Genomic DNA, 12645 nt, shown 5'->3' with positions numbered 1-12645 from the left:
TTATTCACCTCTTAAATATTATTTCTACTTTAACACCAGATTTCTCTAAAATTTTACTTCTAATATTTTTCAGAATATCATTTGATACGTTCTGACCTCTAACATCTATTAAAATAGTTTGATCTGTTCCAGTTGGTAAATTAGTTAGTCTTTCTTTTATCTGTTTAGATACGTTATTAATTAAGTTGTTTTGTCCAGAAATGGTTTGAACATTATAATTTTTAACTTCTATACTATGTCCTTGTTTATATAACTCTGGGCGAGAACTTTCTTTAGTTCCATAAGGTACTTCTTCACCATTTAAAAAAGATTTTTGAGAATCATATTCTTTATAATCCAATTCTGCATCAATTTCAGATTGACGCCAACTTGGTCTCTTTGGAATATTTTCAGCCTTTGTCATTATTGCTTTATTTCTAGCAGCTGCAATCCCAAACCCTAAGCCTAATGCCATGTCCGTTAATCCAGCATCGTCCATCGCATCTTTCATACTGGCAACATAAGCGGATGACCGCAATACGCCGCCGGACAATCCAGATACTTTTTGACCATTTAAATAGTTGATACCCGCTTTCCAAGAATCATTCACTTTTCGGTCAAGTTCTTCTCCGGAAAGGTTGGTATAAAGAAGTGGGTCTAATTCCTGGCCATGTTTTTCTAAGAAATCTTGTAATTCCTTGTTCTCTACCCGTTTTCCATCTTTTTCGAATAGCCACATCGTCACGGTTTCACCTTGATCATTGACATAAGTATAAGCTAACACAGTGTAATCTTCAAAGACTTTCGGAAATGGGTCTTTGTCATTTTCTTTTCGTGCGTTATCCAGTGCTTTTTTCATGAGTAACAAGCTGTTTGCCGTACTTTTCGGCACAGCATAAGTGCCTATTTTGTCGTTAAAAGTCACGTGATGCAGCAATTCTTGCACCGCGCGCCCGGTTGCTTGAATGAGTTCGGCTAATGCACTAAAAAACTGACCATGGCTTTGTTCAAAAGCTAAATATCTTTCTAGGATGTTCTCTTGTTCGATGGCTTTCAGCAATTGGGTATGAACGCTTCTTGCTTTCACTGCATAGACTTGTTGCATATCTGGTTTGGTGTTCGGCGCCGTCAATTGCCGGTGTAAACCTTCTTCTTTTCGCTGTAACTGGCTAACCTTGGCCATCGCTTCTTGTAAGATTTCGGCATCAATTCTGGCAGAAGGCGAACTATCCACTTGGCTCCCGAACTCGCGAATATATTGCGCTAGTCGCTCTTCGCTTTCATCCAATGCTTCGATGATGCTCTGGCAAATACTTGTATAGGTACTCGTAAAATACCGTTTAGAGGTACTAACCGCTTCCCCTTTTAAACTATTGTCCTGGGCGTAATCCATCGCTGCTTCTTTGATTTTTCTAATCATCGCTTTGGCTTCGGCATTACTACTTCGCAAACTGTGGAGAAAGTCATTCAATTCGGCAATATCAATCCGGCTCACTTGCTCCACTCCTTTTGCAAGGTGGCTTGTTTTGTTTCTAGTGCGTGGAGCCTGGCCTTATTTTCTTGTAATTCCGTGTCTAAATCGGTTCTTTTATCTTGGAGATCCTTCCTCCAAGCCTGAGATTCTTTGTGTTGCTGCTCTTCTAAATAACGATGAAAACCACTGGCTTCTTCGCCTTGCCAGCCACTGCGTAAAAAGTCGAGTAAAGCTAGTTTTTCGTGTGTTAATTGGTTACTGTCCTCTTCAAGCCAATCTTGTTCATTTTGTTTTCTTCTCGTTTGATCCACATTTGTTTCTGCCATTATCTTCGCTTTTTTGATTTGTTGGAATTGTTGTTCTAGCTTGCTGTGTGCGCTATCCATTTAACGCACCTCCAACTGATTCATTTTTTGTCCCATCAATTGGTCTTGTTTAGCGTAAGCAATACCCATTTTCTTTAAGCGACTCGCATCTTGTTTGGTCACGCCTTGAAAATCTTCCACCACATCCACCAACTCAATCAATGCCGATCGCAATTAATCTATCGAATTGGCTCTGGAGTATGCCATGTTCCCGTTTTTTAAGGGTAAATAACTCCCCGAACTTTTACTTGCCAATTTGCTTGCGTGTTGTTGGAAGGTCCTTTCATTGACTTTTATTTCTCTCATCTGTTTGCTTCCTTTCTATGTATAATCCCTCCCCTCATTATAGCACCGGTAACGCGCTTCTTTTGTGAGCGTTTTGTGAATCTATTTATTAGGAAATAGCATTACATAGGATATTTAAGTGAATAATTTAACATTTTATGTCATATACTATCTCAGTATGAAATCAGAATGCCAATGTTTCACATCATTTTATTCAACCTAACTCAAGTATATTGAGTTAAATTCATTGCTAATTATTCTTTATGGTATAAATGTATAATTTTTATAGGCTTTCCAATAAGTCTTCTCTTGCATATATGGTTAGAAGCCCTATTAATCAGCCATTCGTTATAAAAAACAGACTGGAAATAAAGTAATTTCTACTTTATTTCCAGTCTAAAATGAGCAATGCTCCACTATTTAATTCCCTTAAACCAAATTCCCCACAACTTTCACGCGCAATCTTGTCGCATTGCCCGGATGATACGCCAATGGGATTTCTTCCACTTCCACCACTTCAATCGAGTCAGTCACTGCGCCGGCAAGGGTTGCTTGTTCTCTTGCTTTTTGCTCGGCATCTTTGAGCGCTTCTTCCCGCTCGATTTGAGAATAGATGTAAATTTGTTCATATTGTCCGCTAATTTGGGAAATGGATGCGCCGATTGCGTTGGCGACTGGGCCGTTTTTGTCGCGGAAAATTTGTGCGACACCAGAGATTTCGTCTGGAATAATAACGCTACCACCGCCAACAAGAACTAGGCTTACACTCCCTGAACTTGTTTTCATTTTATCAATCGCATCTTCAGTCATGTCAGCGATTTTTTTATAGGCTTTTTTGGCAAAATCGGTTGGGATGTGTGCGACTAATTCAGGGTTACCGATTTCTGCCATACCTAGACGAACCGCGATGTCCGTTGTGGTCATCGTTTTACCTCCGAAAACTAGTGCTTCTTCGGAAATGCGGTAGCCAACGCTATCTGGTCCGATTGTTATGTCGCCATCTTTTTCGCGAATGATGCTTCCTCCGCCAAGCCCGATGGAAATAATATCTGGCATTCTAAAGTTCGTACGCACTCCGCCAACATCAACCGCAAGCGAGGACTCTCTAGGAAAACCATCCGTAAGCACTCCAATATCAGAAGTTGTGCCACCAACATCGAGAACCATCGCATCTTTAAGTCCCGCCAAGTAAGATGCACCGCGGATACTATTCGTTGGTCCACAGGCGATCGTCAAAATCGGGAATTGTCTTGCATAGTTTAGTGACATTAAAGTCCCGTCGTTTTGGCAAAGATAGATTTCGGCGTGCTCAATTCCTTCTTGTTCTAATGCTTTTTCAAAACCATCACTCGTTGCCGCAATAACTTTGAAAAGGGCTGCGTTTAAAATCGTCGCGTTTTCGCGTTCAATCAGTCCAACAGAACCTACGGAAGAGGAAATTGAAACCGGAATATCTGCGCCTAGTTCTTCTTCAATTATTTTTTGAACAGCTAATTCCTGATCGTTTTTCAAGGAAGAAAAGACGCCAACCACTGCGACAGATTCCACTTCACCTTTCCAACTAGCTAAGGTTTCACGAATTTCTGCTTCGTTGATTTCTGATAGCACCTGACCATCGTACTCATAGCCGCCACCAGTTAATTTATATTTTCCAGACAAGAAGCCAACCATGTCTTCCGGCCAAGCTGTATATGGTAAAACGGATGCTGTTGCCGGATAACCTAAACGAAGGACTCCGACTTTTGCTAATTTTTTACGTTCCACAATCGCGTTTGTACACTGCGTTGTTCCAAGCATGGCGTGCGTTACTTTCGAGCGATCAATGCCCGTTTCGCTCAATACGCGATGAAGTGACTCTGTAATTCCTGTTTCAATATCTTCACTCGTTGGCATTTTTACACTATGGATAAGTTTTTGATTTTCATCTAAAATGACGGCATCGGTGTTTGTACCGCCAACGTCAATTCCAATTTTATACATGACGGCGTTCCTCCTTTTTGACAAGTTCTTCTAGTGGTTCAAAATCGACATCGTAGCCGAAATAGCGCGGTCCAACTGTTTCGATACCTTTGTCCGTTCTCCAAGCATCATCAGCTGGTAGTGCCATCACGCGGACACGTTTTCCGTATTTGAGCGCTTCCGTTGTTACTGGCATCAGCGTTTCAAGGTCTACCATGCAAATTAAATCTGGTGTAATCGCTATTGGTTCGCCATTTTTCTCCGCAACAAGATTTTCGTTTTGGAAATGGACAATGACTTCGCTACCCGTGTCTTTGTTTAGTCCGTCGATTTTCACGCGACCAAAGTTGAAGCCAGCACGCGTTTCCCGAACAACATCGGTAATTTTCCCTTCGAACAAATGATAACCGTGCGTTACATCTAATAGTTTTTGTAGTTTTTCCGCTTCGTCCATTGAAGTTTCACGGATTACTTTACCGATTTCTTCCGATAGTGTCACGATATTTTTAATACTGCTTTGCTTAATTTGCGCGCCGTTACACGGATACAGGCTCACAAGAGAACTCGCGCCCATTTCGACCGTTGTCACACGTGCAAGTCGTTCGGTCCATTTATTATCAATCGTTTCCATGATGCCAATATTACCTTTTTCATCGGTGATAGCCATTGGTGTTGCGGAAATCCCGTCTAGATGGAATGTCACCATTTGTAGTTCTGGAAAAGCTCGGCCCATGCCGTCACAGTCCACCATTGGCAAACCTAGTTGCGCAGCCACAACGATTGGGATCATTGAGTTTACTCCGCCAGCTTCCATTGGAAATGTTCCTTTTACTTCTTTGCCTACATATCTACCTAACTTTTCAAATACACGAATGAATTCGTCGCCTTTAGGAAATTTTTCAATGAGTACAGATGGTGCCCCCATCATCGCGGCTGGAATGAAATAATCATCATCCGCAATTTCTTCTGGGGATAAAAGTTTAATTGGTCCATGTTTTTTAATTGCAGTTAATGCCATCATCTTGCCTATATATGGGTCCCCGCCGCCACCAGTGCCAAGAAACGCAGCACCAATCGCGATATTTTCAATAGCTTGTTCATCTAAATAACGCATTTATTTTCCCTCCAAGTTTTCTACATTGTTGGTTTTTCCGCTCAGCACTTTTGCTCCAACTAAGTAAACAGCTAGTGACAAGATAATGCCGATAAGTGGTTGATTTGGTAATTGTGGTAACGCTGGGAAAAATGTCAAAATGACTGGAATTCCCGCGATGACTGCACCAACTAACCAAGAAGTTACGCCGAGCCAGTTTACGCCTGGTACTGGAGCCCATTTGGATTTATCACCTTTTTGAACAATCCAGTAAGAAGCAATCATCACTCCTGCAACAGGTGGCACCATCGCGGAAAGTACAGACATAATCGGAACAAAGTGGTCCAAAATTCCGATAACTGCGAGTATTGTTCCCAGTCCGCCGGCAATCGCTACAGCTACCTTATGATATTTTTCTGAGATATTGAATACATTGATGATTGCAATTCCGCCTGAGAAAGCGTTGACCGCATTGGTAGTCCATGCCGCAAGTATTAGACCGATAATTCCAAGAACTGGTAAACCAAGATTCGTGAATACTACGGAGATATCAGCTGTTCCCGCCGTAAGAGCAAGAATCGCTCCGACCGCAATCATAAGCACACCTGATGGCAAAATCCCAACAATAGCTGCTTTTACAACGTCTTTACGTGATTTCGTATACTGCGAATAATCCCCTGCAATAACTGCCCCTAAAGCAAACGAGCCAATTGTAATAGCAAGTCCCGTCATAAACGACATACTTCCTGCTGGTTTATAATTTTCCACAATAGCTAGTCCGCCATCGTTTAAAGAAACAACAAGTCCATAAATACATACAAATAATAAAACTGGAACTGCAATATAATTTAAAATACTCAAAATACGAATACCATAAATAGCTGAAAGTAACATAATCACTCCCCAAATCAAGGAAGAAATCGGAACTGGAAGATTGATACCATAAATTCCTAAAAACTGTGAAAATGCCGCCCCGCAAACATTGGCTTGAATTCCAAACCAACCAAGACAAGCAATCGCCAGTAGAATTGAAATAATTTTCTTAGATCCTTGTTCCCCGAAAACTTGTGAAGCTACACTAACTGCTGGAATTCCTAAGTCACTACTTTGCATTCCTTGATATATCATAAATAAGACAATAACGCCGTATCCTAAAAGTGCTATTAAAATGGCTTCCCATAAAGGCATGCCTGAAATAAGTGTTCCTCCTACAAGAAGACTCGGAACGCATATCATTGCGCCGGTCCATACAAATGCCAAACTCTGCCAGGATTGTGTTTGCTCTACTGTTTTCTTCTCTGTCATTTTGTTTCGCCCCTTTTCTTGAAATAGTTGTATTAATGACTAATTATATAAGAACTAGCTAGCATTTGTATTTATCAGAATTGAAAAAAAACAGCGCAATCTTTGTCGTTTTAGACAAAAACTACGCTAAATTTACTTATTATTGTTTGTTTCGCCAAGCAAACGTCGAATTGCTACTGCTAAATACAGGTTATAAGACTCCGGAATTTTTGTTGCTGGATATTGCAATAACTCATTTATCCGTTGAATTCGGTATTTAATCGTATTTTTGTGGAGAAATAGTATATCTGCTGCTTGGTTATAATTCGATTCCCCTTCTAGTAAAAATACCGAAAGCGTCTCAATCAGCTCAGCATTTTCTTCCAAAGGTTTTAACGGTTTCATTTGTTCCGCAATTGCAAGTTCTCCTCGACCAACTATTTCGACGCATTTCGCTGCAAAATCGAATTCTTGGAGCGAATATATCGACTTATTAGCGTAAATTGCATTCGCTGCATTTTTATATTCATTTACTAATGAATAAGCATTTTGGACATCTGATGTTTGTTCCATACCTTGGCAAACGGTGATTTTTAAAGCTATTCCGATTTTCTGCATCATTTCAGCAAATGCTTGAGCCGTATGTGTCCGGTCTCGTTGCGCGACAGAATTATCTAGAAGGACGACGATATTATCTTCAAATAAATCAATCAGCGAAACATTGAAGTGACTAGAAACATAGCTTTTCAGTTCCTTTAATACTAGTTCATTGTCACGAACAGCTTCAGGTTTTACAAGCCACATCCATTTAATAGAAGAAACATCGACATTTAGAATTTTTCCAAGTCGGCGCATCTTGACACTTTCATCATTCAAAATAGCCTTCATTAGTTCGGTTGTACTAATTTCGACATAATTTTTGCCCCATAAATTCATAAATACTTGGACAACTTCGCTAATTTGCATAGCTACATCGATGGTTAATGCTCCTTTTTCTTTCATCATAAATAAGTGCATTGCCTGCATGCCATCTTGAAAAATCGGTCTTTTAGCTGTATAAAAATCTCGTTCGTCTAGAGTCAGCTGGACAAGTTCGTGCTCGTTTATATGTTTTGATGCTTCAATGACTCTTTCAAAATCCCAGTGACGGGTCCGTGGCCAAGTGATGGAATTAATGACTTGGAAGGAATTGTCCGTTAAAACTAGTGAGACATGCGTTCTATCAGATAGGATTTTCAGTGTCGTATCAATGTTTCGTTGTGGTGGTCTTACACTCGAAATTTGTTCTAGCGACTCAGTTACAAAGTTTGTATCAGTCATTTCTTGCCTTACAATAGCTTCAACTACCTCATAAATGACTTCACTATACCTAAGCGACATCTCATTTTCCGGCATAACAATAATGGTAAAATCGAGTTCATTTGCAAAGTCCACTAGCTTTTGGTCAATTTTAGGGACAAATATTCCAACATAGTAAAGTATTAAAGCGACTTCACCCACCTTATGTAATCGTTCAATCGTGCGACACTGCGCCTCGACATCATCCCGAATATTTACAAAAGCCGATACAACTATTTCACTGCCATAAAATTCATCATTATCAAATAAATCATCTTCTAAAAGAGCTACCTCTGTATATTCTAAAACAGAAATAGACGAAACAAGCTTAGATAATCCTGATTTACCAGATACTACTTTCGCTTCTTTTAAAGATGGTAGTTTCATTAAATCTGCTAATTTTACGCTCAAAGTTCGCCACCTCCAGTTATTCTAAGTGTAAACAATCTCTTTAGAAAAGTCCATGCCACCTTAAATCTTTTACATTCCAGGCCTATTATAGTAGCATTAAACCATGAATAAACATATTCTGACTAAAAACATAAGAAAAGAAACGGAGGCAAATTATGTCTACAGAGCCATCCATTAAAATAAATGAAATTATTAATGAAGTTGAAAAAGTTATCGTCGGTAAACGACATGTTGTTAAATTAAGCTTAACAGCCCTATTTGCAGGAGGTCATGTATTACTTGAAGATGTTCCTGGTGTTGGTAAAACAATGATGGTACGCACGTTAGCAAAAACAATTGGAGTTTCCTTTAAACGAATTCAGTTTACACCAGATTTATTACCGGCAGATGTAACTGGCGTTTCGATTTTCAATCCAGAAACACGTGAATTTGAGTTCCGTCCAGGCCCAGTCATGGGTAATATTGTTCTCGCAGATGAAATAAACCGTACGGCACCGCGCACTCAGGCAGCTTTACTTGAAGGTATGGCGGAAAGCAGCGTGACAGTTGACGGTATTACGCGCAAACTTGCTGACCCTTTTTTTGTTATGGCGACACAAAATCCGATTGAGTATGAAGGGACTTATGCACTGCCAGAAGCCCAATTAGACCGTTTTTTACTTAAAATCAACATTGGTTATCCGACTGTGGAAGAAGAAATGCAACTACTTACTTTAAAACAATACCAAGACCCACTTGATCAAACAAAACAAGTTGTAACCTTAGAAGAATTAGTAACGCTAAAAAATAAAGCAAAACAAGTCTTTATTGATGATGTTTTAAAAAATTATATCATTCGCTTAGTGGATGCGAGCCGTAAACATCCATCGGTTGCGCTAGGGATTAGTCCACGTGGATCACTCGCATTTATGCAAGCTGCTCAAGCTTTCGCACTTATTGAAGGCCGAGACTACGTTATTCCTGATGACATTCAGTATTTAGCGCCTTATATTTTCACCCACCGTCTCATTTTGAAGTCTGAAGCTTATTATAATGAAGAAACAGCCGAATCCATTATTGCTTCCATTCTGAAAAACACGTCAGTCCCGGTAGAGAAGAGGTAACAAGATGTTAAAAAAACGTCTCCTATTAGCATCTCGGTGGATTATTATGCTAATTATTTACGCTGGACTTTGGGCTTATACGCTATTTCAAGGTGATACAGCTAGCTGGTTCTTAACCTACTTTTTTAGTTTTATCTTGTTATTTTTACTTTTGTCCTCGATTTACCCATTAAAAGCGTGGAAAGTAAATCGAAATTTCGTTAAAAATACCTACCATGATGGTGATTTAATTGATATGCAAGTATCATTCTCTCGAAAATCACGTTATCCAGTAGGTTATTTGCTATTCCAACAAAAAATACCCGCTAGTTTTGGTAAAATAAGTGCTCGTCAACAAGTAGTATATCCGCTTTTTAAAAAGCAATTCACGGTGACACTTACTGGAATTGTAGGCGTTCGTGGGATTCATTCATTTCCGCCAGTGGATGTAGAAACTAGTGATGCATTCGGTTTGTTAGAGCGTTCGCGCCAACTTTCTTCCGAAAAATCGCTCACTATTTATCCAACCTATTTTCCCGATGTCTTAGAAAAAATTAGTGAAGCTTCTCCAGAAAATGAACGCAATGCCGCTTATTGGACGCTTAAGAAAAACAGCAATTTGCACAGTTTGCGCGAATTTTCTTCGGGTGACCGAATTTCCCTTATCGATTGGAAATCTTCTGCTAAAAGCAATCAACTGATGACTCGAGAATTTGAAAATAGTGCGACATCGCGTTTATCTGTCATTTTTTACGGAGCGAGTCATCCCAATTTTGAATTATCACTTCGGGCAGCTTATTCGTTTATTCGCAAAATCTCCGAAGACAATGGAGAAATTCGCGTTACACTTTTAGGTGACCAAACGAGTAAATTTGCTCCAGCGAAAGGTACAAGTAGGCTTCAGGATATTTCGACTGCTTTTGCAGAAGTCGCACCGGTAGATAACTTAACGCTGCAAGAATCGCTTGATAATAATTTACATTCTGGCGAGAAGATTCTTCTGTTTACACCGTGCATAGATACCATGTTAATGCAAAAAGTGACTCGTTTAACAGATAACAAACAGCTGCAAATCATTACTTTTCAATCAGAGCATTCTAAAGCGATGGATACTCCAGCGATTTTCCTTGAGCCGGCAAGTCTTCTAAGCAGATGGGAGCGTGAAACTCAATGAAAAGATATTTAACGCTCGTCATGCTATTTATTCTATCTGTTTTACTTATCTCTGAATGGGTTTATCCATTCGCTGAACTAACAGAACTCTCTACAGCAAACTGGATTATTTTATTTATAACCCTTTCACTCGGCAGTTTTTTCCTCCGTTTGAAATATTATTGGACGATTCCACTTCATATCGTGATGATTATTTTCGTCTCTGGAATTTACTACGCTAAAGGTGGTATTCTGGCAGGCAATTGGTTTAGTTCTTTTTTCCAAATCACCTTTAATGGTTTTAGAGATATGGTACAGTTTCGCTCGTCCGATATTTCTATGGACTTTATTTTAATTGTTTTTTTAATTGCTTTATGGCTTTTGAGTTATATTACTACTTATAGTATTCTGCGCAAACAGCGGGTTATGAGTGTTTTAGTTTTAACGGTTGCCTATTTAGCGGTTATTAATACCTTTACAGATTATAACAGTAATTGGGCCATCGTCCGGACTGTATTAGAAGGATTTTTATTACTTCATCTTGCACTGGCAAGTCGAATTGCAGCGCCAAATAGAATTAGTGCGGACTCCTTGAAACGTAATGGTTTGTTTTATCATATTTTTGTGATTTTATTACTGGCCGTATTTGTTTTTAGTTCGTTAATGCTTCCGAAAAAAGCACCAATTTTCCCTGATCCAATACCAACGATAAAAAATGCGCTTGGGATTAATACAACACGCACAGTTGGTTATAGTGAAGATGATACAACGCTTGGTGGTGCTCTCAAAAAGGATAACGCTACTGTATTCACGGCCCGAGCGGAAAAAGGTCACTATTGGCGCGTAGAATCGAAAACGGTCTATACTGGCACCGGCTGGGCAAATGCAAATTCCGCGGATGTCATATCTTTTTCTTCCGGTGATAATTTCCCGATTCAACTTACAGAACAAACAACTGGTGCTACAAACACAGCCGAAATTAGTTTTGCTTCTTCTAGTGATTACATGCCTTATCCATATGGAACGCAAGCGGTTAATGGTGCAGTGGATTCATTCAGTGCCAATTTAACCATTGAGCGAGTTGGACCTGTGGATACAATCAAGAATTACACGGTTCAATTAAAAACACCTGTTTATAACATTGAAAAAATGCAGAACGCCGACTTTAGTACACTTTCTAACGCTTTTGTTTCCCAATATACACAAACACCAAAAGACTTACCAGATCGGGTGACAAAGCTAGCCAATAAAGTAACAAAAGACGCCGATTCAATCTATGACAAAACGAAAGCAATCGAAAGCTATTTAAGCACTTCTGGCACATTTACTTATAGTACAGAGGATGCGAAAGAAACGCCTATGGGAGCGGATTATGTCGATCAATTTTTATTTGAAACACAAATTGGTTATTGCGATAATTTTTCTACTTCCATGGTAGTTATGCTTCGTTCGCTTGGAATTCCAGCTAGATGGGCCAAGGGCTACACACCTGGTGAGGGCGAGAAAAAAGAGAATGATGCTAAAACGACTTACACGATCACAAACAACAATGCCCATTCTTGGCCGGAAGTATTTTTCCCAGGAACTGGATGGGTTCCATTTGAGCCAACAGCAACATTCTCCAATCCCGAAAATTTCCAAGAACCAACAACTGAAACAGCTAATAAACCCGAAACGCCTAATGATAGTACGAGTACGCCGGAAACACCAAACACACCTGATAAGACACCAGAACAAGATAACGGCAGCAGCTCCACAGGGGAAACTCCGAAAAAAGAAGAAACTAAAACAGAAAAAGCGACCTCTAATTTCGAAATCCCTTCTTGGGTTTGGTGGATTCCTGCTGGACTAGTTGTGGTATTGCTCGCACTGGCTGTTATATTTAGGCGCAAAATCCGTAGCTATTTACTGCTTCGTTCTCTGAGAAATAGTCCGGAATTTGGCAAAACCTATCATAGACTCGTGAAACTTCTTGCTTCCTATAGTTATATCCGCGAATCGAGTGAAACGTTACGTCATTTTAGTGCCAGAGTAGATGCTGATTTGACAACGACAGAATTCTCGCGACTAACGAAAATGTATGAAGCACAACTCTATAGTAATAACTTAACGGAAAAAGTGATAACTGCGGAGGAAACGCAGCTTGTTCAACAAATTATCGCTCATTTAACTAAATAAACAGAGAAAAAAGCGCCTACAGAACGATTCATGGCGCTTTTTCTT

At 39.7% G+C, this 12645-nt stretch carries 9 protein-coding genes and 1 pseudogene; 3 read left to right on the top strand and 7 right to left on the bottom strand.

The genetic code is table 11. The features are described 5' to 3' along the window. Nucleotides 1-4 precede the first annotated feature (4 nt). The 7 genes and pseudogenes from HCB45_RS12340 to HCB45_RS12310 form a co-directional block, all read right to left on the bottom strand. A complete protein-coding gene (locus HCB45_RS12340) occupies nucleotides 5-1474 on the bottom strand; it encodes an LXG domain-containing protein (RefSeq protein WP_185620081.1) in 1470 nt (489 codons plus the stop codon). Next, on the bottom strand, nucleotides 1471-1839 hold the full coding sequence (locus tag HCB45_RS12335) for a ribonuclease P (RefSeq protein ID WP_185620079.1): 369 nt from the start codon (nucleotides 1837-1839) through the stop codon (nucleotides 1471-1473). Before HCB45_RS12335 ends, HCB45_RS12340 begins: the two co-directional genes overlap by 4 nt. Beyond that, nucleotides 1840-2124 (bottom strand): annotated as a pseudogene (locus HCB45_RS12330) (DUF3130 domain-containing protein). Between the two features lie 408 nt (nucleotides 2125-2532). After that, a complete protein-coding gene (locus tag HCB45_RS12325; RefSeq protein WP_185620077.1) occupies nucleotides 2533-4083 on the bottom strand; it encodes a hydantoinase/oxoprolinase N-terminal domain-containing protein in 1551 nt (516 codons plus the stop codon). Then, on the bottom strand, nucleotides 4076-5176 hold the full coding sequence (locus HCB45_RS12320) for an S-methyl thiohydantoin desulfurase family protein (RefSeq protein ID WP_185620075.1): 1101 nt from the start codon (nucleotides 5174-5176) through the stop codon (nucleotides 4076-4078). The genes HCB45_RS12325 and HCB45_RS12320 overlap by 8 nt, the downstream gene beginning before the upstream one ends. Next, nucleotides 5177-6460 carry a cytosine permease gene (locus HCB45_RS12315; protein ID WP_185620073.1) on the bottom strand — a complete coding sequence of 428 codons (1284 nt, stop codon included), beginning with the start codon at nucleotides 6458-6460 and terminating at the stop codon, nucleotides 5177-5179. It lies immediately after the preceding gene. 132 nt (nucleotides 6461-6592) lie between these two features. Then, entirely contained in the window at nucleotides 6593-8188 is a 1596-nt protein-coding gene (locus HCB45_RS12310; RefSeq protein ID WP_185317990.1) for a PucR family transcriptional regulator, read from the bottom strand. Between the two features lie 155 nt (nucleotides 8189-8343). Between HCB45_RS12310 and HCB45_RS12305 the strand changes: the two genes are divergently transcribed. Genes HCB45_RS12305 through HCB45_RS12295 form a run of 3 tightly spaced genes read left to right on the top strand, consistent with a single transcriptional unit; the run spans nucleotide 8344 to nucleotide 12600 of the window. Then, nucleotides 8344-9291, top strand: a complete 948-nt coding sequence (locus HCB45_RS12305) for an AAA family ATPase (protein ID WP_185317989.1) — start codon at nucleotides 8344-8346, stop codon at nucleotides 9289-9291. Between the two features lie 4 nt (nucleotides 9292-9295). Next, a complete protein-coding gene (locus HCB45_RS12300; protein ID WP_185620071.1) occupies nucleotides 9296-10444 on the top strand; it encodes a DUF58 domain-containing protein in 1149 nt (382 codons plus the stop codon). Beyond that, nucleotides 10441-12600 (top strand): transglutaminase TgpA family protein, encoded by a 2160-nt coding sequence (locus HCB45_RS12295; protein WP_185620069.1) that lies wholly within the window; start codon nucleotides 10441-10443, stop codon nucleotides 12598-12600. The genes HCB45_RS12300 and HCB45_RS12295 overlap by 4 nt, the downstream gene beginning before the upstream one ends. Nucleotides 12601-12645 lie beyond the last annotated feature (45 nt).

The sequence above is a fragment of the Listeria farberi genome, assembly GCF_014229245.1.
Lineage (GTDB): Bacteria > Bacillota > Bacilli > Lactobacillales > Listeriaceae > Listeria > Listeria farberi.
The sequence above is the reverse complement of the archived record's forward strand: the minus strand, read 5'-3'. Positions and strand labels throughout refer to the sequence as shown.